At 69.1% G+C, this 22,079-nt stretch carries 25 protein-coding genes and 2 tRNA genes; 15 read left to right on the forward strand and 12 right to left on the reverse strand.

Features of this window, described 5'->3' with window-relative positions:
- Positions 1-159 precede the first annotated feature (159 nt).
- The gene (locus tag GGR88_RS07340; protein ID WP_167953895.1) at positions 160-1,071 is read left to right on the forward strand and encodes an SDR family oxidoreductase; all 912 of its coding nucleotides are present in this window, start codon (positions 160-162) and stop codon (positions 1,069-1,071) included.
- Here GGR88_RS07340 and gor read toward each other — a convergent pair.
- Together gor and pgi are read right to left on the reverse strand one after the other, a co-directional pair.
- Positions 1,068-2,408, reverse strand: coding sequence for a glutathione-disulfide reductase (gene gor, locus GGR88_RS07345; protein WP_167953896.1), 1,341 nt, complete (start codon positions 2,406-2,408; stop codon positions 1,068-1,070). The two genes, GGR88_RS07340 and gor, sit on opposite strands and share 4 nt — an antisense overlap.
- Positions 2,409-2,536: 128 nt before the next feature.
- A complete protein-coding gene (gene pgi / locus GGR88_RS07350) occupies positions 2,537-4,033 on the reverse strand; it encodes a glucose-6-phosphate isomerase (protein WP_167953897.1) in 1,497 nt (498 codons plus the stop codon).
- 110 nt (positions 4,034-4,143) lie between these two features.
- Here pgi and lepB point away from each other — a divergent pair, with 110 nt between their 5' ends.
- The 4 genes from lepB (at position 4,144) to GGR88_RS07370 (ending at position 7,223) form a co-directional block, all read left to right on the forward strand.
- A complete protein-coding gene (gene lepB, locus GGR88_RS07355) occupies positions 4,144-4,962 on the forward strand; it encodes a signal peptidase I (RefSeq protein WP_167953898.1) in 819 nt (272 codons plus the stop codon).
- Entirely contained in the window at positions 4,959-5,633 is a 675-nt protein-coding gene (gene rnc, locus GGR88_RS07360) for a ribonuclease III (RefSeq protein ID WP_167954421.1), read from the forward strand. Before lepB ends, rnc begins: the two co-directional genes overlap by 4 nt.
- A 211-nt stretch (positions 5,634-5,844) precedes the next feature.
- Positions 5,845-6,765, forward strand: coding sequence for a GTPase Era (era, locus tag GGR88_RS07365; RefSeq protein WP_167953899.1), 921 nt, complete (start codon positions 5,845-5,847; stop codon positions 6,763-6,765).
- Positions 6,762-7,223, forward strand: a complete 462-nt coding sequence (locus GGR88_RS07370; RefSeq protein WP_167953900.1) for a hypothetical protein — start codon at positions 6,762-6,764, stop codon at positions 7,221-7,223. The genes era and GGR88_RS07370 overlap by 4 nt, the downstream gene beginning before the upstream one ends.
- A 4-nt stretch (positions 7,224-7,227) precedes the next feature.
- On the opposite strand, the gene GGR88_RS07375 is transcribed toward GGR88_RS07370, so the two are convergent.
- The gene (locus tag GGR88_RS07375; RefSeq protein ID WP_167953901.1) at positions 7,228-7,941 is read right to left on the reverse strand and encodes an NAD-dependent deacylase; all 714 of its coding nucleotides are present in this window, start codon (positions 7,939-7,941) and stop codon (positions 7,228-7,230) included.
- 88 nt (positions 7,942-8,029) lie between these two features.
- Between GGR88_RS07375 and GGR88_RS07380 the strand changes: the two genes are divergently transcribed.
- From GGR88_RS07380 to GGR88_RS07400, 5 genes are all read left to right on the forward strand, one after another.
- Entirely contained in the window at positions 8,030-9,334 is a 1,305-nt protein-coding gene (locus GGR88_RS07380; RefSeq protein ID WP_167953902.1) for a cation:proton antiporter, read from the forward strand.
- On the forward strand, positions 9,321-10,052 hold the full coding sequence (dapB, locus tag GGR88_RS07385; RefSeq protein ID WP_167953903.1) for a 4-hydroxy-tetrahydrodipicolinate reductase: 732 nt from the start codon (positions 9,321-9,323) through the stop codon (positions 10,050-10,052). The genes GGR88_RS07380 and dapB overlap by 14 nt, the downstream gene beginning before the upstream one ends.
- On the forward strand, positions 10,049-10,702 hold the full coding sequence (gene nth / locus GGR88_RS07390) for an endonuclease III (RefSeq protein WP_167953904.1): 654 nt from the start codon (positions 10,049-10,051) through the stop codon (positions 10,700-10,702). The genes dapB and nth overlap by 4 nt, the downstream gene beginning before the upstream one ends.
- A complete protein-coding gene (locus tag GGR88_RS07395) occupies positions 10,699-11,148 on the forward strand; it encodes a hypothetical protein (protein ID WP_167953905.1) in 450 nt (149 codons plus the stop codon). Before nth ends, GGR88_RS07395 begins: the two co-directional genes overlap by 4 nt.
- Positions 11,149-11,200: 52 nt before the next feature.
- A tRNA-Arg gene (locus GGR88_RS07400) sits at positions 11,201-11,277 on the forward strand.
- A 37-nt stretch (positions 11,278-11,314) separates the two neighbouring features.
- Here the strand turns inward: GGR88_RS07400 and GGR88_RS07405 are convergent.
- The 6 genes from GGR88_RS07405 to GGR88_RS07430 form a co-directional block, all read right to left on the reverse strand.
- Positions 11,315-11,590, reverse strand: a complete 276-nt coding sequence (locus tag GGR88_RS07405) for a hypothetical protein (RefSeq protein WP_167953906.1) — start codon at positions 11,588-11,590, stop codon at positions 11,315-11,317.
- Positions 11,587-12,096: an SAM-dependent methyltransferase gene (locus tag GGR88_RS07410; protein WP_209023211.1), complete on the reverse strand. Its 510-nt coding sequence runs from the start codon at positions 12,094-12,096 to the stop codon at positions 11,587-11,589. Before GGR88_RS07410 ends, GGR88_RS07405 begins: the two co-directional genes overlap by 4 nt.
- A complete protein-coding gene (locus tag GGR88_RS07415) occupies positions 12,093-12,359 on the reverse strand; it encodes a hypothetical protein (RefSeq protein ID WP_167953907.1) in 267 nt (88 codons plus the stop codon). The genes GGR88_RS07410 and GGR88_RS07415 overlap by 4 nt, the downstream gene beginning before the upstream one ends.
- Before the next feature lie 191 nt (positions 12,360-12,550).
- A tRNA-Glu gene (locus GGR88_RS07420) sits at positions 12,551-12,626 on the reverse strand.
- A 44-nt stretch (positions 12,627-12,670) separates the two neighbouring features.
- Positions 12,671-13,837 carry a GGDEF domain-containing protein gene (locus tag GGR88_RS07425; RefSeq protein WP_167953908.1) on the reverse strand — a complete coding sequence of 389 codons (1,167 nt, stop codon included), beginning with the start codon at positions 13,835-13,837 and terminating at the stop codon, positions 12,671-12,673.
- A gap of 98 nt (positions 13,838-13,935) precedes the next feature.
- On the reverse strand, positions 13,936-14,661 hold the full coding sequence (locus GGR88_RS07430) for an N-formylglutamate amidohydrolase (RefSeq protein ID WP_425338469.1): 726 nt from the start codon (positions 14,659-14,661) through the stop codon (positions 13,936-13,938).
- Between the two features lie 72 nt (positions 14,662-14,733).
- On the opposite strand from GGR88_RS07430, the gene GGR88_RS07435 reads away from it, so the two are divergent.
- Genes GGR88_RS07435 through GGR88_RS07455 form a run of 5 tightly spaced genes read left to right on the forward strand, consistent with a single transcriptional unit; the run spans position 14,734 to position 19,731 of the window.
- Entirely contained in the window at positions 14,734-15,645 is a 912-nt protein-coding gene (locus GGR88_RS07435) for a transglutaminase family protein (RefSeq protein WP_167953909.1), read from the forward strand.
- A 14-nt stretch (positions 15,646-15,659) separates the two neighbouring features.
- Positions 15,660-16,484 (forward strand): transglutaminase-like domain-containing protein, encoded by an 825-nt coding sequence (locus GGR88_RS07440; RefSeq protein ID WP_167953910.1) that lies wholly within the window; start codon positions 15,660-15,662, stop codon positions 16,482-16,484.
- Positions 16,485-17,912, forward strand: a complete 1,428-nt coding sequence (locus tag GGR88_RS07445; RefSeq protein ID WP_425338470.1) for a circularly permuted type 2 ATP-grasp protein — start codon at positions 16,485-16,487, stop codon at positions 17,910-17,912.
- Positions 17,913-17,963: 51 nt separating this feature from the next.
- The gene (locus tag GGR88_RS07450) at positions 17,964-18,902 is read left to right on the forward strand and encodes an alpha-E domain-containing protein (protein WP_167953911.1); all 939 of its coding nucleotides are present in this window, start codon (positions 17,964-17,966) and stop codon (positions 18,900-18,902) included.
- 4 nt (positions 18,903-18,906) lie between these two features.
- Positions 18,907-19,731, forward strand: coding sequence for a transglutaminase family protein (locus GGR88_RS07455; RefSeq protein WP_167953912.1), 825 nt, complete (start codon positions 18,907-18,909; stop codon positions 19,729-19,731).
- 14 nt (positions 19,732-19,745) lie between these two features.
- On the opposite strand, the gene GGR88_RS07460 is transcribed toward GGR88_RS07455, so the two are convergent.
- The 3 genes from GGR88_RS07460 to GGR88_RS07470 are packed head-to-tail and all read right to left on the reverse strand — an operon-like array spanning position 19,746 to position 21,984.
- Complete coding sequence (locus tag GGR88_RS07460) at positions 19,746-20,654, reverse strand: glycoside hydrolase 5 family protein (RefSeq protein ID WP_167953913.1); 909 nt, start codon at positions 20,652-20,654, stop codon at positions 19,746-19,748.
- Complete coding sequence (locus GGR88_RS07465) at positions 20,651-21,418, reverse strand: TIGR04290 family methyltransferase (protein WP_167953914.1); 768 nt, start codon at positions 21,416-21,418, stop codon at positions 20,651-20,653. The genes GGR88_RS07460 and GGR88_RS07465 overlap by 4 nt, the downstream gene beginning before the upstream one ends.
- Positions 21,415-21,984 (reverse strand): histidine phosphatase family protein, encoded by a 570-nt coding sequence (locus GGR88_RS07470; RefSeq protein WP_280742259.1) that lies wholly within the window; start codon positions 21,982-21,984, stop codon positions 21,415-21,417. The genes GGR88_RS07465 and GGR88_RS07470 overlap by 4 nt, the downstream gene beginning before the upstream one ends.
- Positions 21,985-22,079: the final 95 nt, after the last annotated feature.

Consider the following 22,079-nt stretch of genomic DNA (forward strand, 5'->3'; position numbering starts at 1 on the left):
CACCGTCTCGCCGAGCTTTTCCGGGGTGAAGGCTGCCCCGCGCCGGACGCCATGTCCACCAAAACAATCAGCGATGATTGTTTTTCGCTTTGGCCTCGACTAGCCTGCTGCAACAACAAGGCGAGGATGGGCGATGGTCGGATCAGCGGGATCGAAGCGATGAGCAGCGCGCCTGCCGGGACGCGGCCGGACCCCAATGACCCCAGTCGCCCGAAGCGCGGGCTGCAGCCCGACGACCTGGCCGCGCGCGACACCATCTATCGCCCGGACCTGCTTGCCGGCCAGGTGCTGCTGATCAGCGGCGGCGGCAGCGGCATGGGACGCGCGGCCGCCACGCTTGCCGCGCGGCTGGGCGCCGACGTCGCAATCTGCGGCCGGAACGAGGAGAAGCTTGCCGCGACGCGCGACCATATCGCGGCGGTCACCGGCCGCGACATCCTGGTGCAGCCGATGAGCATCCGTGACCCCGAGGCGGTCGACGGGCTGATGGATGCGGTCTGGTCGCGGTTCGGGCGCATCGACACGCTGGTGAACAACGCCGGCGGGCAGTTCCCGCAGGACGCGATCGACTTCAGCCGCAAGGGCTGGCTGGCGGTGATCGACACCAATCTGAACGGCAGCTGGTGGATGATGCAGGCGGCCGCCACCCGCTGGCGCGACGCGGACGCCCCCGGCAACATCGTCAACATCGTCGCCAACGTGGAGCGCGGGATGCCGCAGGCGGCGCATACCTGCGCGGCGCGGGCGGGCGTGATCTATCTGTCGAAGACGCTGGCGACCGAATGGGCGCCGCACCGAATCCGCGTCAATTGCATCGGGCCGGGGGTGATCGAGACCGAAGGCTTCGGCGTCTATCCGGAGGAAGCGCTGAAGCGCTTCCACAAGGCCAACCCGATGAAGAGCCGCGGCGATGCCTGGGACGTGGCGGAGATGATCGCCTATCTCGCCTCGCCGGCCGCGCGCTTCATCACCGGCGACCTGTTGGTGATCGACGGCGGCCAGGCGCAGTGGGGCGTGGTGTGGCCGGGCGGCATGCCCGATTATTTCGACGAGGGCGGCGCCTTCGCCTAGCGCATCAGCACCAGTTCCTCCGCCATCGACGGGTGAAGCGCGATCGTATCGTCGAACGCCTGCTTGGTCAGCCCCGCCTTCACGGCGATCGCCGCCGCCTGCAGGATCTCCGGCGCGTCCGGGCCGATCATGTGAATGCCGACGACCTTGTTCGTCACCTCGTCGGTGATGATCTTGTAGAGCGCGCGTTCGGTGCGGCCGGCGAGCACGTTCTTCATCGGGCGGAAGTCGGAGGTGTAGACGCGCACGGAACCGAGCTTCTGCTTGGCCTCGCTCTCCGTCATGCCGACCGCGCCGATCGGCGGGTGGCTGAACACCGCCGACGGGATGCAGCCATAATCGACCCGCGTGGGCTTGTCGCCGAACTGGGTGTCGGCGAATGCCTGCCCCTCGCGGATGGCGACGGGGGTGAGCTGGACGCGGTTGGTGACGTCGCCGACGGCGAAGATGCTGGCGCAGCTCGACCGGCTGTCCTCGTCGACCTTGATCGCGCCCTTGTCGTCCAGCTCGACGCCTGCGCTGTCGAGGCCGAGATCCTCCGTGTTGGGAACGCGGCCGGTGGCGAACAGGACGAGATCGGCGTCGACGGGATCGTGCGCGCTCATCGACACGCGCAGGCCGTCGGCCGTCTTCTCGATGCCCTCGAAATCGGCGTGGAAGCGGAAATCGATGCCCTTCATGGTGGCGATCTGGAGCAGCCGGTCGCGGATCTGCTCGTCATAGCCGCGCAGGATCACGTCCGTGCGGTTGATGAGCGTCACATGCGCGCCGAACTGGTGGAAGATGCCGGCGAATTCGTTGGCGATGTAGCCCGCGCCGGCGATCAGCACGCGCTTCGGCACCGCATCCAGGTGGAACACCTCGTTCGATGTGATGCCATGTTCGTGCCCCGGGCAGGACGGCACGTGCGGGCGCGCGCCCACGGCCACCAGGATCTTGCCCGCGGTGACCTCGCGCTCGCCGACCCTGACGCTGTTGGGGCCGGTGATGGTCGCGCGTTCGTGGAAGATCTCCACGTCATGGTTGGAGAGGGTTTCGGTATAGGCGGTGCTGATGCGGTCGACCTCGCGCAGCACATTGTCGCGTAGGCGCTGCCAGTCGAACGTCGTCTCGCCCACGTCCCAGCCGAAATGCCGCGCGTCGGCCAGGTCCTCGGCAAAGTGCGCGCCGTAGACGAGCAACTTCTTGGGCACGCAGCCGCGGATGACGCAGGTTCCGCCGACCCGGTATTCTTCCGCCACCGCAACCCGGGCACCGTGCGCCGCCGACACGCGCGCGGCGCGGGTGCCGCCGGAGCCGGCGCCGATGACGAACAGATCATAGTCGAAGTCGGGCACGGCTGATCCTCGGATGAGACAAAGATGACGATGGTAACGCGCGACCGGCGACGGTGTTCGGAAACGCCTGTCACCTCGCTCCGTCGTGGCGCCGACAGGGTGTGGCCGCGCCCGCGTCCGGCACCCGCCTAGCCAAAGGCGCGGCGCAGGAGCTCCGTCGTGGAGGGGTCGAACTCGCCCCCCTTTTCCACCGCCTTCGCCATCTCCTTGCCCAGCTCCACGCCGAACTGGTCAAAGGGATTGATGTCGAGCAGCACCGCGCCGGCGAACACGCGCGCCTCGTAAAAGGCAATGAGCGCGCCCAGCGTGCGGGGCTCGACCTGGTCGAGCAGGATGGTCGCCGACGGGCGGTCGCCCGGATAGCTGCGGGCGGGATCCTCCGCCGTCCTGCCCGTCATCAGCGCCGCCCCTTGTGCAAAGCAGTTGCCGAGCAGCTGGCGGTGATGAGCGTCGTCGAACCCGTGATCGACCTCGACCGACGCCACGAACTCGACCGGCACGAGGTGCGTGCCCTGATGGAGGAGCTGGAACACCGCATGCTGCGCATCGGTGCCGACGCCGCCCCAGGTGATCGGCGCGCTGTGGCCCGACAGCGGATCGCCCGCGAGCGTCACGCCCTTGCCGTTCGATTCCATCTCCAGCTGCTGAAGATAGGACGGCAGCAGCCGCAAGCGCTCGTCATAGGCGAACACCGCGCGCGTTTCTGCGCCGCGCACATGGCCGTAATAATGGTCGGCGAAGGCGGCGAGCAGCGGCAGGTTGGCGGCCGGCTCGCTGAAGCGGAAGTGGCGGTCCATCTCGGCTGCGCCCTCCAGCAGCTCCTCGAAGGCCGACCAGCCGAGCGCCAGAGCGGCCGGAAAGCCGATCGACGACCACAGCGAGTAACGACCCCCGACGCTTTCGGCGAACGGCAGCACGCGGGTCTCGTCCACGCCCCACTCGACTGCCTTGTCCGGCGCGGCGGTCAGCGCGATGACGCGCCCATAGGGATCATCGACGCCGTGTTCGGTCATCCAGCCGAGCGCGCTGGCGGCGTTGAGCAGCGTCTCCGTGGTGGTGAAGGTCTTGGATGCGACCACCACCAGCGTCGCCGCCGGGTCGAAGCGCCGGGTGGCTTCCTCCAGCGCGGCGCCGTCGACGTTCGAGACGACGGCCACCTCGTAGCGCCCCGAATCGCGGCCAAGCGCGTCGACCAGCAGGTCCGGCCCCAGCGCGGACCCGCCGATGCCGATGTGCAGGATGTGCGCGACCGGGCCGAATGCCTCCGCCTCGATCGCGTCGATCAGCGCGCGCATGCGCCCGTGGAAGGTGCGGGCGGCAGCCACATCGTCGGGGCTCCCCTCCCCGCGCTCCGCGACATGGGTGGCGGCGCGCCCCTCCGTCACGTTCACCACCGCGCCGCCGTAGAGCGCGTCGCGCCGGCCGGCGAAATCGCGCGCGGCGGCAAAGGCGATGTACCGGTCCACGAGCGCGGGCGTCAGGTGGGTCTTGGACCAGTCGAGATAGAGGCCCGCGACCTCGCCGGAGAACCGCCCCAGCCGCCCGGCATCCGCATCGAACAGCGCCGTCAGCGTGTCGCGCGGTTCCGCCTCGATCGCCTGCCAGATCCCGTTTGCGTCCGTCATCGCCCGTCTCCTCCGCCACGCAGCCGCCCGCTTCTCTATGCGCAGGACGCGGCCGCGTCACCCGTGTCTGCGCTTGACCTCACCCGGTTGCCGCCGCAAGGCGCGACACCATGACGACCGCCGCCAGGCCTGCCCCGCGCGCGGCCAAGCGCTCGGAAGGGCGCGATTTCACCCTGTTCCTGGTCAAGCTGCTGCTGGTCACGCTGATCGTGCGCAGCTTCCTGGTGACCCTGTTCTTCATTCCATCGGAATCGATGCAGCCGCGGCTGCTGGTCGGCGACTTCCTGATCGCGGCGAAATGGCCCTACGGCTATTCGAGGTGGAGCCTGCCTTATGGCATCCCGCTGTTCCAGGGCCGGATCTTCGGAGCGGTACCGGACCGGGGCGACGTGGTGATCTTTCGCGCGCCGCCCGACCAGTCGCAGGACTATATCAAGCGCGTGATCGGCCTGCCCGGCGACCGCGTGCAGATGCGGGCGGGCATCGTCTGGCTGAACGGCGAGCCGATCGCCCGGCAGCGCGTCGCCGATTTCGTCGAGCGCCCGGGGGTGGACGAGCGTTGCGCCGCGCCCGAGTTCGTTGAGGCGGGGCCGGCGGGCGAGCGCCTGTGCCGCTACCCGCGCTATCGCGAGACGCTGCCGGGCGGGCGCAGCTTCGAAACGCTCGACATCGGTGCGACGCAGGCGGACGACACCCAGGTCTACACCGTGCCCGCCGGGCACCTGTTCCTGATGGGCGACAATCGCGACCGGTCGGCCGACAGCCGGTTCGAGCCGCGCCCCGGCGGCGGCATCGGCTTCGTGCCCTTGGACAATCTGGTGGGCGAGGCGATGCTGACCGTGTTCTCGACCGACGGGTCCGCGGAATGGTACAACCCGGTTAGCTGGTTTCGCGCGGCCCGGCCGGAGCGGATCGGAGAGCGGTTCTGACCGCGCCGCTGGCCGACTGGATCGCCGACGCGCTCGGCCACCGCCCCGCCGACCTGAGCCTGTTCGAGCGCGCGCTGACCCATGGCAGCGTCGACAAGGGCGAGGATTATCAGCGGCTCGAGTTTCTCGGTGACCGCGTGCTGGGCCTGGCGGTCGCCACCATGCTCTACGAGGCCGTACCGCAGGAGCCGGAAGGGTCCCTGTCGAAGCGGCTGGCGATGCTCGTGTCGGGTGCATCCTGCGCGGAGGTGGCCCGCGCGATCGGCGCCGGCCCGCATATCCGCATGGGCAAGCAGGCCCGCGACGACGGCGCGCGCGACAGCGTGAACGTGCTGGGCGACGTGGTGGAGGCGCTGATCGGCGCTCTGTACCTGGACGGCGGCCTGGACGCCGCGACCGCCTTCGTCCGCCGGGCCTGGGAGCCGCGGATGCGCGGAACGCCGCCGGCGCCGCAGCATCCGAAATCGGCGCTGCAGGAGTGGGCCGCCGCCAACCGCCGCCGACCCCCCGTCTACCTGGTCGTGGACCGGTCCGGTCCGGGGCATGCGCCCAAGTTCGTGGTGCAGGTGGAGATCGGCGCGGCGGGCAGCGCGCGTGGCGAGGGCAGCAGCAAACAGGACGCCGAGACGGCGGCGGCGGCGGCCCTGCTGCGACAGCTGCGCGGCGGATAAGGGCCCGGCATCAGCCCGGCAGGCGCCGACACAAGCGCCAGTCGACAGGCCGATGGGACGATCCTGATCCAGCGCCTGCCTGCGACAAGCGCAGTGCTCCCCGATCTTTGGCGAACGTGACGACCGTTGCCGGGTTGCGCCCGCTTCACAAGCGGTCAAGGCTGCGGCGAGCCGCCTCGACTTTGCTGAGGGCGGGCGGCAAGGAAGGCGGATGACCGATATCCCTCCCCTGCCCAAACCGACCCAACGCTGCGGCGTGGTGGCCATTGTCGGCGCGCCCAATGCGGGCAAGTCGACGCTGGTGAACGGCCTTGTCGGGCAGAAGGTGGCGATCGTCAGCCCCAAGGCGCAGACCACGCGCACCCGGCTGATGGGCATCGCGATTGAGGATGAGGCGCAGCTGCTGCTGGTCGACACGCCCGGCATCTTCGCACCCAAGCGGCGGCTGGACCGGGCGATGGTGGCGGCGGCATGGGGCGGCGCGACCGATGCCGACCTGATCGCGCTGGTGGTGGACGCCAAGGCCGGGCTTGGCCCCAAGGTCATGACCATTGTCGAGCGGCTGGTCGACCGGCCGGAGCCCAAGCTGCTGGTGCTCAACAAGGTTGACCTGGCCGACAAGGGCAAGCTGCTCGTCCACGCGGACCGGCTGAACGCGGCGGTTGCGTTCGAGGAGACCTTCATGATCTCCGCAGAGACGGGCGACGGCGTTGCCGACCTGAAGCGGACGCTGGGCGACCGCATGCCCGCCGGCCCCTGGCACTTCCCGCCGGACCAGGTGTCGGACGCGTCCGAACGGTTGCTGGCCGCGGAGGTGACGCGCGAGCAGCTCTACCTCCAGCTCCACGAGGAGCTTCCCTATGCAAGCGCGGTCGAGACGGAGCTGTTCAAGGAACGGCCGGACGGGTCAGCGGAGATCCACCAGCAGATCCTGGTGGATCGGCCGACCCAGCGTGCCATCGTGCTCGGCAAGGGCGGGCAGCGGATCAAGGAGATCGGCGCGCGGGCGCGCAGCGAGCTGGCCGTGCTGCTCGACCGCAAGGTCCACCTCTATCTTCACGTCAAGGTGAAGCCGGGCTGGGACGAGGACCGCAGCGTGTACCGCGACATCGGGCTGGACTGGGTGGAATGATCGCGCTGGTCGTGCTCGCCGCCCTGCAGACGGGCGCGACGCCGGCGGCCGAGCCGCGGGTGAAAGTGACCGGCCACGACTTCATCGTGCAGGCGACGGACGGCAGCGGCCGGCGGGCGGAGCTCCGCACCGATCGCGTGCCCAACCGCGCGGGCATCTGTTACCGCTGGAGCCTACGGGTGAAGCCGGAGGCGCGGATCGCGACGATCGAGGAACGCTTGCAACTGCCGGCGGGTGCGCCCGCCTGGAACGTGCAGGCTGGCAGCACCACGGTGGTGGCGCCCGACGGACGCAGCGCGCTGACCACGCTGCGGCTTCCGCTCGCGCTGGGCGAGATCTCCAACAGCTGGTGCGTGGCTGACGGGGACCCGGACGGGCACCACAGCATCACCGTGTCGGCCGGTGGCCGGGTGCTGCACCGGTTCGACTTCGTCGTGGGCGAAGAACCGACGACGTGACCGGCTAGTCGGCCTCTTCCAGCAGGTCGTCCACCCATTGCGGCACCAGGCGCGTCGCTGGCCCCAGGCGGCTCTGGTCGAACAGGCGGCTGCCGGCGGATGGGTCCAGGTTCAGCTCCAGCGTTTGGGCGCCGTGGGCGGCGGCCAATTGCACGAAGCCGGCAGCCGGGTAGACCGCACCCGACGTGCCGATCGACACGAACAGGTCGGCCGTCGACAGTGCCCGTTCTATCCGCTCCATCTGGTACGGCATCTCTCCGAAGAACACGATGTCCGGGCGCAGCGCGTCGGCGTCGCAGACGCTGCAGCGGCCGCCCGCGCCGGCCGCCATCGCCCCGGCGAAGGGCTCGCGCGCGCCGCAAGCCCGGCAGAGCGCGGACAGCAGTTCCCCATGCATGTGGAGCAGGCGGCGCGCACCCGCACGCTCGTGCAGGTCATCGACGTTCTGCGTGACGAGGAGGAGTTCGCCCGGCCACCGCGCGTCCAGCCGTGCAAGCGCCCGGTGGGCCGCGTTCGGCTCCACCCGGGCGAGCTCCGCGCGGCGACCATCGTAGAAGACGAACACGCGCTCCGCGTCGCGGCTCAGTGCGTCGGGCGTACAGACGTCCTCGACCCGGTGGCCGGCCCAAAGGCCATCGTCCGCGCGAAACGTCGCCAGGCCGCTTTCCGCCGAGATGCCGGCACCGGTGAGGATCACGATGTTGCACAGGCGGTTCATGGCGCCACGCTACGGGGTCGGCGCGCGACGCGCCAGCGTGCACGGGGGTGCTGTTCACCCTGCCCGCCCTGTGCGATGACCGCCGCCCATGACGACGGCGCAGCTCAGCATCCTGTTCTTTCTTCAGCTGTTCACCATCGTGGCGGCATGCCGCGCCGTGGGGTGGCTGGCGAAGCGCTTCCTGGGGCAGCCGCAGGTGGTGGGCGAGATGATCGCGGGCGTGGTGCTCGGCCCGTCGCTCTTCGGGCTGATCGCGCCCGACTGGCAGGCGGCGCTGTTCCCGACGGAGACGCGCGGCATCCTCTATGTGGGTGCGCAGCTTGGGGTCGGCCTTTACATGTTCCTGGTCGGGCTGCGCTTCCAGTCCGACCATTTCCGCAGCCATGCGCGAAGCGCGGCGGCCGTTTCCATCTCCGGCATGGCTGCGCCCTTCCTGGTGGCGATCGCGATCACGCCGTGGCTGATGGGCGTGCCCGGGCTGTTCTCGCCCGAACTGACGAAGGGTGAGGCGACGCTGTTCATGGGCGCGTGCATCGCCATCACGGCGTTTCCGATGCTCGCCCGCATCATCCATGAGCGCGGGCTGTCGGGCACGCCGCTCGGCACGCTGTCGCTGTCGGCCGGTGCGATCGACGATGCGGGCGCCTGGACGGTGCTGGCGATCGTGCTGGCGTCCTTCGGCGACGGACCCGGCGTGGCCGTGAAGGCGATCACCTGCGGCGTTCTGTTCGCGCTGTTCATGCTGTTCGCGGCGCCCCGGCTGCTTGCGCCGCTCGGCCGGCTGGTGGAGCGGGCCGGCACCGTCAGCCACGGCGTGCTCGCGTCCGTGCTGATGATGTTCCTCCTTTCCGCGTTCCTGATGGACTGGGCGGGCATCCATGCGGTGTTCGGCGGCTTCCTGCTGGGCACCGCCATGCCGCGCGGCCGCCTGACGGAGGAGCTCGCCCGGCAGCTGGAGCCGTTCACGGTGGTGCTGCTCCTGCCGATGTTCTTCACCTTTTCGGGCCTCAACACGCAACTGACGCTGGTGGGCGATCCCGGGCTGCTCAGCATTGCGCTCGCCATCCTCGTCGCATCGGTGCTGGCGAAGGGCGGCGCGTGCTGGGCGGCGGCCCGGCTGACCGGACAGACCAACGCGACCGCGCTCGGCATCGGCGCGCTGATGAACGCGCGCGGGCTGATGGAGCTGATCATCATCAACATCGGGCTTCAGCGCGGCATCATCGGCCCCACGCTGTTCTCGATGCTCGTCCTCATGGCGATCCTGACCACCTTGATGGCGTCGCCGCTGTTCGAGTTCGTTTACGGCCGGAAGGCCCGCGCCGACGGCAGCATGGGCGACCTTGGCGACCAGCCGGTCATCCCCGACACGCCCGGCCATGCCGCCGGCTGAGGTGGCGCCGCGCATCGGCCTGATCGGCGCGGGCGGGCGGATGGGGCAGGCCATCCGGGCAGCCGCGCCCGCACTGGTGACGGCGACGGCCGGCCGGGGCGACGACCTGGCCGCGATCGCGCACGAAGTGGACGTGCTGATCGATTTCTCGCGCCCGGACGCCCTGCCCGCCAGCCTTGCGGCGGCGATCGGGGCGGGCTGCGCGCTGCTGATCGGCACGACCGGGCTGTCGGACGCCGATCACGATGCGATCGACGATGCCGCGCTGCGCATCGCCGTCCTGCAGACGGGGAACACCTCGCTTGGCATTACGCTCCTGTCCGCGCTCGTGGCGGAGGCGGCCAAGCGGCTCGGCGCGGGCTGGGACATCGAGATCGTGGAGGCGCATCACCGCGCAAAGGTGGATGCACCGTCCGGCACCGCGCTGCTGCTCGGCGAGGCTGCGGCCGGCGCCCGCGGGGTGGCGCTGAACAGCGTGCGGCGCGACGATCCCGGCGGCGCACGGCCGGACGGCGCGATCGGCTTTGCTGCCGTGCGTGGCGGCACGATCGCCGGTGATCACGAGGTGCTGTTCCTGGGCGCGGGCGAACAGGTGCGGCTGGCGCACCGGGCGGAGCATCGAGGCATCTTCGCCGACGGCGCCGTCGCGGCGGCACGGTGGCTCGCGGGGCGGCCGCCCGGGCGCTACCGGATGCAGGACGTGCTCGACCTGCCATGACGCCCGACCAGGTCGTCGACCTTTTCTCGCGGCTGGCGGCGGACGATCCCGCGCCGGAGACGGAGCTGCAGTCGGTCAACACATACACGCTGCTGGTGGCGGTGGTGCTGTCGGCGCAGGCGACCGACGCGGGCGTGAACAAGGCCACCCGCGATCTGTTCGCCGATGTCCGCACGCCCGCGCAGATGGTCGCGCTGGGCGAGGACGGGCTGAAGCGGCACATCCGGACGATCGGGCTGTTCAACACCAAGGCCAAGAACGTCATCGCACTCAGCCAGGCGCTCATCGACGAGCATGGCGGCGAGGTGCCGGCCGACCGCGATGCGCTCGAACGGCTGCCCGGCGTCGGGCGCAAGACGGCGAACGTGGTGATGAATGTGGCGTTCGGGGCCGAGACCTTCGCCGTGGACACGCACATCTTCCGTGTCTGCAATCGCACAGGACTCGCCCCGGGGAAGACGCCCGCCAAGGTGGAGGCTGGGCTGGAGGCGGTGGTGCCCGGCCCGTTCAGGCTGCACGCCCATCACTGGCTGATCCTGCACGGCCGTTATGTCTGCAAGGCGCGGCGCCCGGACTGCTGGCGTTGTTCCATCGCCGATCTTTGCCGGTTCGAACCCAAGACGCCGGCTCCTGCGTTGAAGACAGCATGACCAGGCTTGCCGCATCCGCCACCATCCTGTGCGCCGCCATGGCGCTTGCCGGTTGCCAGACCGCAACGGAGCGCGCGGAAGCGGAGGCGAAGCGGGAGGCGGCCGGAACGCTGCTCGCCGACGGGCAGACCTATGGCGACGGCGCCCGCAAGACCGGTGAGCCGGAGCGGTGCATCAACACGTCCCTGCTGACCAACACCCGGGTGCAGAGCGACCGGGTGATCGATTTCGATGCGGGCACCCGGATCTACAGGAACGTCCTCCCCCGTGCCTGCCCGCGGCTGGGGTTCGAGCGGCGGATCGCCTACCGGGTCTATGGCGGCAACCTGTGCTCTCCCGACATCATCCAGGTAGTGGACGCGAGCCCCGGCATCCCCGGGCCGACCTGCATCCTGGGCGAGTTCCAGCCGATCGACCGCCCGCCCCGCACCCGTCTTCGCCATTGACGCTTCGGGCTGGCGGAGCGCGTTCCGCTTTGCTAACGCCCGTGACGCGCCGGCACCCGTAGCTCAGCTGGATAGAGCGCTGCCCTCCGAAGGCAGAGGTCACAGGTTCGAATCCTGTCGGGTGCGCCAGTTTCCATCTTGATCCGACTTTCGGCGCGGTGCTGCATCATGTCCGGCGCGACGCGCCCGTCGACGGCGCCTTTTCGCCGCGTCGCCGGACACGCGCGGCGTGCACGACGCCGGTGGTATGGCTGTGCCCCCGCCGCTCCGCCCGGAGCATCTGCCCGACCCGCTTGCCGTGCACGATCAGCGGAAGCGCGCACAGCGCCAGTGCGAGGACAGGCAGCAACAGCACCGACCCATCGAGCAGAAACCCCATCCCGCAGGACGCGACCAGCAGCGCTGCGCCGGCTGCGCGCCACTGCATGTCCCGCCGGCTCATGCCGCCCGCCGCGCGACATGCCCGAACGGGGTGTCGCCGATGACCTGGCGCGCAGCGGCGGCGATCGCGGACTGGAGCGGACCGCCGCCGCCACCGTGCCAGAGCAGGATGTCCGCCGGGAATGCCGCCTCCTCCGCCAGGGCGGCGGCGATCTCGCCACCCTCGAACGACAGGCCAATCGCAGGGTCACGGTGCCGCATCGCCGCGACGCGCGCGCGGCCGATCATCGCCGGCGACGTGCCGATGCCGCGCCCTTCAACGGCGGTGAAGCCCAGCGCGCGCGCAAGCCGCGCCACCTCGATCAGCATGGTGCCGCACGAACAATCGGCATCGACGATCCGCACGGCGTGGCGACCCTGCCGGCGAAGCGAAACCAGCGCCCTCTCCACCGCCGCCCAGCGCGGATCGAGCTGGGCGGAGCGACAGATCCGGACCACCACTTCGGCGCCCTTTGTCGCGAAGGGGCCGTCCGGAACCTCCACGGCGACCTTGATCTGGCTGCTCATGACAGGGCACCCGCGTGGTGGGACGGGTCGCCCGGCTCGAGCGCTCCGAGCGCGATCACCGGGACGAGCGGCGCCGCGCAGATCTCGATTCTCGCATGGTAGATCTGCCGCTCGGCCTCCGCGAAGCTGAGCGCCGCGGTGCGCGAGATGAAGCAGCCTTCGAGCTTTCGGCCGCTGTCCTGCACGAGCCAGTGGCCCGCCCGGTCCTGACCAACAAGAATAACGGTTCCGCACATGGCGGACGGGGAGACGGGTTCGGACATGCCGCCGCTACTGCCTTTGTAAAAGCGAGCGTCGGGCGCCCGCCTCGACGATCTACGAACCGCGCCGTAGCGATTCGAGATCGATTGCCGGGAAGCGCATAGGGTTGGCGTAGCGCGGCGCCGCACACCGAGGATGGATCAGGCGGCCGCGCGGAGCTGGCTGGACCCACGCCGGCGCGATGCTGTCGGTTTGGTGACCCCTACGGGACTCGAACCCGTGTTTTCGCCGTGAGAGGGCGACGTCCTAGACCGCTAGACGAAGGGGCCAAGCCTCGGCGGAGGCGTGCTGGTAGAGCCGGCGGCGCGATGCGTCAAGCCGCCCTGCCCCGCGCATCCGCGCCGGCCGGGTCCTCGCCGTCCACCGGTTCCAGCGGGCGCAGCACGGCGCGGCCGCGGCCGGTGCGCTTGGCGGCGATCATCGCCGCATCCGCCGCCGCGATCGCCGCGGCGGCATCGTCATGGGCGCGGTCGACCACGATGCTGCCGACGCTGGCGCCCATCGGCACTTCCTTGCCGTTCCACCAGCAGGCCGTGCCGATCAGGTCGACAAGCGTGATTCCCAGCCGCTCGACCTCCTCCAGCCGCGTGACCGGGGCCTGCACCACCACGAACTCGTCGCCGCCATAGCGCGCGGCGAAGGCAACGGGATGGCCGATGGCGCGCAGACGCTCCCCCACCACGCGCAGCACGGCATCACCGGCGGCATGACCGTGCGTGTCGTTGGCCAGCTTGAAGTGGTCGAGGTCGATGAAGTGGACGCCCACCCCGCTCCGCCCGCTGGCAAGCAGCGCCGCCAGCCGCTCCTCCAGCATCGTGCGGTTGGCGAGCCCGGTTAGCCCGTCGAACGCGGCCTGCCGGGCGAAGGCGCGGCGGGTCACGATCTGGTCGACGGTGATGGCATAGGTGTTCTTGACCGTGTCCAGGCTGACGACGATCAGCGCGGCGAGCGCGACCGCGATCCCGATCCGCTCCGGCGTGAGACCCGCGCCCGCCACGATGGTGAGCGGAACGGCGGCGGCGATCACCGCCCGCACCGCTAGCTGCGGCCGGACGGACGCGCGCGTGACGATGCCGGCGCAGTAACCGACCACCATCACCACGGCCATCACCCGCGCATTGCCGTTGCCCATCGCGAAGGCATAAATGCTGAAGCTGGCCAGCACGGCGGAAAACAGCGTGGTGCCAAGCGCATAGCGTCGTTCCCACAGTCGGGAGCGTTTCGGCTGCGCTTCACGCCGGTAGCCGATGAAGCAGCCGATGCGAAAGGCGGTGACGAGCCCGGCGGCGCACGCGATCAGCAATGCCTGCCAGTGGCCGGTGCGCAGCCCGACAAGCAGGCTCAGCCCGATGGTCATCCCGCCCACCGTCAGCAAGGGCGTCATCGTGTGGAACATGAGCGCGACGAGTTCTGCGTGGACGTCGTCGTCCACGTGCGGCGGCGCGCCGTCCACGGCTGTCTGCTTCGACCCTGATGTCATGAAATTCCCCGACCGCCCGGTCAGGCCGCAGCATCATGATGTCAAGTAAAGAAGGACCAATCCGGTCTTTTTCATCAGCTTGGGCGCAAGAAACAGCCTCAACAAACCTTGCCGAGCGCATCAGACAGAATGTCGCACCAGGATGCGACGCCGGCGGCATCGGCGATCAGGTCCTGTCTCACCTCCAGCTCCAGATAGGGCAGGCCGGCGGGAAAGGCATGGCGCGGCACGGTGTAGTCGATCACGTCCATGCGGTAGGGTTCGTTGTCGCCGACCACGAGGTCGCCGCGTGCCGCCAGGGTGGCCAGCATCGCGCGCGAGACCCGATCCTCCCGGCCGTCATGGAGGATGCCGACGTGCCACGGGCGCGCCTGCCCGGCCATCTCGGGCGTGAAGCTGTGAAGCGACACCAGGGTGATCGGGCGCCCGGCAGCGCGGCGGGCGGCGATCTCGGCCGCGATCGCCTGCTGGTAGGGTGCGTGGATCTCGGCCGCACGGGCATCCCGCTCAGCTTCGGTCAGGCCGACATTGCCCGGGATCGCCGTGCCGTCGCTGACTGGCGGGATCGACGTCGGGGCGCCCGGCGCCCGGTTGCAGTCGATCACCAGCCGTGAATAGCGCTGCCAGAGAAACACGGCGTCGAGCCGGTCGGCCATCGCCTCCCCCAGCGACCGGATGCCGATGTCGACCGCGATGTGCCGGCGCATGTCCGCCGCGGACACGCCGAGGTCGAGGGCGGCGGGCACCGCATCGCCGCCATGATCGCCGATCAGCAGAATGTCCGACCCGCCCCCGCACCCATTCCTGCCATTGACACGTTGCACTGCAGCAGGGTCCGATGGCGACAGCAGAGGGCGAGTCGAAGCGATGGTCACGGGTGGAAGGTCTCCGGTGCGATGCCGATCCTGACGATCGACCACGTCACCACCTATCGTTATTCGAAGCCCGTGTCGTTCGGCGAACACCGCATCATGATGCGGCCGCGGGCAGCCCACGACCAACGGATCTTGGAAGCCGATCTCGACATCGATCCCGCACCGCAGCGGGTGCGCTGGGTTCACGACGTGTTCGGCAACTCGGTCGCGCTGGCGACTTTCTCGCGCCGCGCCCGGGCTCTCCGGGTTGCGAGCCGGGTGCGGCTGGAGCACGAACCGCTGGACGGCGGAGGTATCGAGGTGGAGGATTACGCCCGCCGCTATCCGTTCAGCTATGCGGCCGAGGACATGGCCGACCTGCTCCGCACGATCGAGCGGCAGCACCCCGATCCCGCCCGGCTGGTGGACCGCTGGGCGCGCGGGTTCGTGCGGATGGATCGCCCGACGGAGACGCTGGCGCTGCTCGCGGCGATGACGGCGGCGATCCGGCGTGACTTCACCTATGTTCCGCGCCATGCGGAAGGAACCCAGACCCCGGTCGAAACGCTTGGGGTGAGGCAGGGAACCTGCCGCGACTTTGCCATGTTGATGATCGAGGCGGCGCGGTCTCTCGGCCTGGCCGCACATTTTGTGTCCGGTTATGTCTATAGCCCGCGGGGTGCGGGTGTGGTTGGCGGCGGCAACACCCATGCCTGGGTGCGCATCTTCCTGCCGGGGTCGGGGTGGATCGAATATGATCCCACCAACGGCATCGTCGGCGGAAACGGGCTTGTGCGGGTGGCGGTGGCACGCGACCCGCGGCAGGCAGTGCCGCTGTCCGGCAGTTTCATCGGGTTTCCCGGCAGCAATGCCGGCATGGACGTGTCCGTCGACATCAGGATGGACGGGGATCAACGGTACGGATCCGGCGCCGCGGCAGCCGGGGCGGCGTGAGGGAGAGTGGGCGTATGTTGATCCGGGCGGGCTACAACATCAGGCTGGAGACCGCTCAGCCGACACCCCTGCTGGCGCTGTTGAGCGTGCACCCGTCCCGCAACAAGGACTTGGTGACCCTCCACCGCATCACCGCCACGCCCGACGTGCCGATGTACAATTACGTCGATGGCTTCGGAAACATCTGCACGCGCCTGACCGTGCCGGAGGGCGGCGTGACGCTGGACTGCGATTTCGTGATCCGCGACACCGGTGCGGCCGACATCTACGCGCCGGACGCGCCGCAGCTGCCGATCGAGCAGCTGCCGGACGACGTGCTCGTGTACCTGCTCGGCAGCCGATATTGCGAAACGGACCGCCTGTCGGAAACCGCCTGGGGGCTGTTCGGTCACATCCGGCCGGGCTGGGACCGCGTGCAGGCAATCGTCGACTTCACCCACGATCATATCGAGTTCGGATATCATCACGCGCGGCACACCAAGACCGCGTGGGACGCGCATCAGGAGCAGACGGGCGTGTGCCGCGACTTCGCGCACCTGGCGATCGCGCTGTGCCGCTGCATGAACATTCCGGCGCGGTACTGCACCGGTTATCTGGGCGAGATCCGCGAGCCGCGCAGCGAAGCGGCAATGGACTTCTCCGCCTGGTTCGACGTCTATCTGGGCGGCAACTGGTACACGTTCGATGCCCGGCACAACCGGCCGCGGATCGGGCGCATCCTGATGGCGCGCGGCCGCGATGCCACCGATGCCGCGCTCACCACCAGCTTCGGGCCGGCCGCGCTCACCCGCTTCGACGTGATCACCGAAGAGGTGTCCGAGGCGGGGGCCGTGGTCTAGGTGGCGCGCCAGCCCATCTTCGATGAAATGCGCGGCTTTCCCGGTGACGACCCGCGCCCGAGCTATGCGCGCGTCGATCGCTGGCTGAGCGAGACGGACGACGCGCTGCTGCAGACCCGGCGGGCGCAGGCGGAAGGCTTCTTCCGCCGCATCGGCATCACCTTTGCCGTCTACGGCGATGATCGTGCGGACGAACGGCTGATCCCGTTCGACATCGTGCCGCGCATCATTACCCGAACCGAATGGCAGCGGCTGGAGCGAGGGCTGATCCAGCGGGTGACGGCGCTGAACGCCTTCCTGGCCGACATCTACGGCAAGCGGGAGATCCTGGCGGCCGGCGTGATCCCGGAGGAGCTTGTGCTCCTCAACCCGCAATATCAGCTCGGGATGATCGGCTTCCGCCCGCCCGGCGGCGTGTACACGCACATCTCCGGCATCGACATCGTGCGCACGGGTCCCGACGACTTCTATGTCCTGGAGGACAACGTCCGAACGCCGTCTGGCGTCAGCTACATGCTCGAAAACCGCGAGGTCATGTTCCGCCTGCACCCGGAGCTGTTCGCGCGCCACCGCGTCGCCCCGGTCGAGGATTATCCGGACCTGTTGGCCGACACGCTGCGATCGGTCGCGCCGGACGGGCGGCAGCGCGCGCCCACCATCGCCGTGCTGACGCCGGGCTACCACAACTCCGCCTTCTACGAACACAGCTTCCTGGCCGACAAGATGGGCGTGGAGCTGGTGGAAGGCGACGACCTCTTCGTGCGCGACGACATCGTCTACATGCGCACGACTGCCGGACCGCGTCAGGTGGACGTGATCTACCGCCGGATCGACGACGCCTTCATCGATCCCCTCGCCTTCCGGCCGGATTCAGTGCTGGGCGTGCCGGGCCTGATGAGCGCCTATCATGCCGGCAACGTCACGCTGGCGAACGCCGCCGGCACCGGCATCGCCGACGACAAGGCGGTCTACAGCTACCTGCCCGAGATCATCCGCTTCTACACCGGCGAGGATGCGCTGTTGCCAAACGTGCCGACCTATCGCTGCCGGGAACCGGATGCGCTTGCCTACACGCTCGACAACCTCGCCGACCTTGTCGTGAAGGAAGTCGACGGATCCGGCGGATATGGCATGCTCGTCGGGCCGCATGCGACCGCCGCGCAGATCGATGCCTTTGCCGGCAAGCTGCGGGCCGACCCTGCCAAGTTCATCGCGCAGCCGACGCTGGCGCTGTCCACCTGCCCGACGCTGGGCGACGACGGCATCGGCGCGCGGCACGTCGACCTTCGCCCTTATGTGCTGATGGGTGCGGACGGCATCACCGTGGTGCCCGGCGGCCTGACGCGCGTCGCGCTGACCGAAGGGTCGCTGGTCGTCAACTCGAGCCAGGGCGGCGGCACAAAGGACACATGGGTGATCGATGGTTGAGCGCGTGCCCTTCCTGCGGCGTCTCGCCCTTCGCCTGCGCGGTTTAGCCTGATGCTGTCGCGCGCCGCCTCCAACCTGTTCTGGCTTGGCCGGTACATGGAGCGTGCGGACTTCGTCGTCCGCCTGCTCGACGCCACGCTGCGCCTGGCCGCGCTCCCTTCCAGCCATGACGATGCCGCCGAGGTCTGGACGAGCGCGCTGAAGGCTGCCGGGGCGGACGGCTGGAAGACCGCCGACGGTGAGCTGGACGAGGACGCGACGCTTCAGCACATGGCGCTGGCCGGCGACAATCCGTCGTCGATCCGCAGCTGTCTGGAGCGGGCGCGCGCCAACGCGCGGGCGGTGCGCACCGCGCTGACCATCGATGCCTGGGAAGCGATCAACGCGGCCTATCACGATGTGCAGAAGCTTCGCGACCAGCCGGCCACCCGCGCGAGCGCGGGCGCGATCCTGGATATGGTGAAGCGATCGCTCCACGCCCTCGACGGTGCGCTTCACCGGTCGATGCTGCGGTCGGACTCCTTGTGGTTCATCCGGCTGGGCGCCGCGATCGAGCGCGCTGACAACACCGCCCGGATCCTCGAGGTTAAATATCACCTGCTGCTGCCGAGCGACGAGCGGGTCGGCGGCGGGCTCGACCACTTTCAATGGGCGACCATCCTGCGCACCGTGTCCGCGCTGACCGCCTATCGATGGATCTACCGGCAGAGCGTGAAGCCGTGGCTGGTCGCCGATCTGCTGATCATGCAGCGCCAGGCACCGCGATCATTGATCGCGAGCTACGGCGATGCCGTGCGCCACCTCGACCTGCTGGCTGCCGAGAGCGGGCGGCGCGGCCCGGCCGACCGCATCGGCCATGCGACGCTCGATTGGCTGGAATCGAGCAAGACCGAGCGGATCTTCGCCGACGGTCTTCACGAATTCCTTCAACGCTTCCTGGCCGAGAACCACCGGCTGGGCCGGGCGGTCGCCGAGCAGTATCTGTTCTGATCCCATGCGCATCACCATCGAATACGCCACCACCTATCGCTACGATGCCCCGTCGAGCGGCATCATCCAGGCGCTGCGCGTCAAGCCGCGCAAGAGCCATGCACAGCATATCGACAGCTGGCGCGTGGTGACGGACGTAGGCGGCGCCATCCGCGAATCCCGCGACGCCTTCGGCAACGTCGTGCAGATGTTCTACGCCGATGCGCCGTCCTCCACGCTCACGCTCCGGGTGCAGGGCCGCGTCACCACCACCGAAACCGCAGGCGTGCAATCCGGGCTCGCCGAGCCGCTGCCCGCACCGGTGTTCCTGCGCCGCACGCGGCTGACCGAACCCGATGCCGAGCTGATCGACCTGGCCTATGCCGCGTCGCGCGGATCCACGCTCGACACGCTCCACGGCCTGATGGGCGCGATCAGAAGCGTGATGCGGTTCGATCCCGGGCTGACCGACGCGGCGACCACCGCGACGGAGGCGCTCGCCCGCCGACACGGCGTTTGCCAGGATTACGCGCACATCTTCATCGCCGCCGCCCGCCAGCTCGGCATTCCTGCGCGCTATGTGTCGGGGCATCTCGCCCGCTCGGACCAGCCGCGGCAGGAGGCCGCGCATGCGTGGGCCGAGGCGCTCGTGCCCGATCTCGGCTGGGTCGCGTTCGATCCGACCAACGGCATCTCGGCCGACGAGCGCTATGTGCGGGTGGCGACGGGGCTCGATTATCTGGACGCCGCCCCCGTCCGCGGCGCGCGGCGCGGCGGCGGTCGGGAGCGGCTGGAAGTGTCAGTCCACGCCGTCGACAGCGCGCAGACCCAGACGCAAAGCCAGGGCTAACCCCCTCCCGGCGTTCAGGCGGCGGCGCGCTGCTCCGGCCGGACATAGCGTTCCACCATCGCCTGGCAGAACTCCGCATATTCGTCGGCCACCTGCGGCGCGCTCGAATGGTGCGGCTGGATGCCGCGATGCTCCGGCGTGAAGCAGAAGGTGATCGTGGTGTCGAAGTCGGCCAGCGCTTCCATCTGGCGGTCGAACCAGTCGGTCGCGCCATCGCGAAAGCTGTCTGCCCAGCTGAGGCCGGTGCGCAGCTTGGTGACGCCCAGCTCCTTCAGCCAGCGCACCGCATCGTCCAGCCGCGGATCATGATAATGGAACCACTGGCAGATGCCCATCTGCCCATCCAGGGCGCGGAACGCCTCCACCGCCGGCTTCGGGCTGCCGTCGGCGCGCAGCAGGCCCATGTGGAAGTGCCGGTAATAGGAGGATCCCTCCGCCTCCTTGTGGCGCGTGGTGGCGCCCCATTCCATCGGCAGATCGTAAAGGCTGTACCAGTGCACGCGCGGTGCCTGCCCCTTCAGCAGGCCGGCCGTCTTGGTGACGCCCCAGGCCTGCACCTCTTCGGAGCCGAAGGAGGACACGCCGACCTCCGTTACCCACACCGGCTTGTCCGTGGCTGCGCGGATCTCGGCGATCTTGGCCGGCCACTCGTCGATCGCCCACAGGTTCCAGTCGAGTGGGAAGCCGTGCACCGCCACCGCATCCACCATGTCGAGCGCGCCTGCACGCTCAAGCCGCGCCAGGAAGGACGGATCGATCGGCGACATGCCGCCCAGGACACGCGTCAGCCCCGGTGCCGCCCGCCCGATCGCGGAGCCCGCGCGCCGCACCATGTCGGCGAACAGCAGCCATTCCGGGTCCACGTCCGGGTCCCAGTGCGACTTGTTGTTGGGCTCGTTCCAGATCTTGACGGCTTCGATCATCGCGTGGCGGTCTCCGGTGGCGATGCGGGATGGATGGGTTCGCCCGCGCCATAGGGGAGCGGCGCCGCCTTCGCCAGAAACACCTCCGTTTCGGGATGTGCGACGATCTCGAACCCTGCGGCGCGGAGCATGGCGGCGCTCGCCGCTTCGTTCGGTGCCCACCAGTTGGTCGGATCGCCGGAGTAGCGCTTCTCGATGAAATGCATCTTCGGATAGTCGGGCGCGTCGAAATGATCGGCGTCGAAGAAGTCATAGTCGTCGGCGACGTTCGCCGCGCCCTTCGCGCCGCGTTGCATCGACTGGTACAGCATCAGGTCGTCGGCGACGTAGCTGCGGATCAGGTCGAGCGCGAGCAGCGGATGCCGCAGATGGTAGAGCACGCCCATGAAGATCACGAGGTCGAACCGCTCGCCCAGAAGCGCCAGGTCGTAGACCGACAGATTGCGATATTCGATGTCGAAGCCGCGGTGATCCGCCACGAACCGTGCCTGCGACAGATAGTGGTCGTCGCTGTCGATGCCGAGGACACGATCCGCCCCCCGCTTCTTCATTTCCACCGAATAGAAGCCGGCGTTGCACCCGATGTCGAGCACGCTCTTCCCGGTCAGATCCTCCGGCAGGACATGGGCGAAGCGCCTGAACTTGCTGTTGGGATAATCGTAGAGGAAGTGATCGGGCGCGGTCATCACGCCGCCCAGGTCCAGATTGTGGAACCAGGGGCCAAGCGCGCGCACGCGTTCTGCCAGATCCATGTCGTTGCTCATCGATCACCTTCGTTCAAGGACAGGAGCCGCGTGCGGCCGGGCTCGACCATGATCCGCGTGACGGAGCCACAGTCGACATCGAAACGCCACCAATCGTCCGCCGACAGGCCGAGGATGCGGCAGACAAAGGCGCGGATCACGTCACAGTGCGTCACCAGCACGGCCGCATGATGGCCCCCGATCTGTCGTAGCAGACCGTCCAGCCGGTCGGCCACCTCTGCAAATTTCTCGCCCCCCGGCGGGCGGGCGGACGCCCGGGCCGCGTTCCATCGCCGCCAGGCGGGATCGGGCGCAAGCTCATCGAAGGACCGGCCCGACCAATCGCCGAAATCGATCTCGTCGAGCGCGGGGGCAATCGCCACCGCACGCCCGTCCGCGATCAGCGCCGCCGTCTCCCGCGTGCGCGCCCGCGGGCTCGTCCAGATCGGGCCCGCATCGTTCAGGCGGTCCGCGGCACGTCGTGCCTGGGCGCGACCGTTCTCGTCCAGCGACGGATCGACGCTTCGACCGCACAAGATCTTGGCGACCAAAGATGTCGAACCATGTCTGACCAGATTAACCTGCATCAGTCTCTGGCTGATGTTTGTTGTTTTTCCCTTGATGCCGCATCAAAGCTGAAACAAATCCGTCGCCGTCGCGTTCCGCGATCTAAGAACAAGAA

The organism is Sphingomonas jejuensis (genome assembly GCF_011927695.1).
GTDB lineage: Bacteria > Pseudomonadota > Alphaproteobacteria > Sphingomonadales > Sphingomonadaceae > Sphingomonas_K > Sphingomonas_K jejuensis.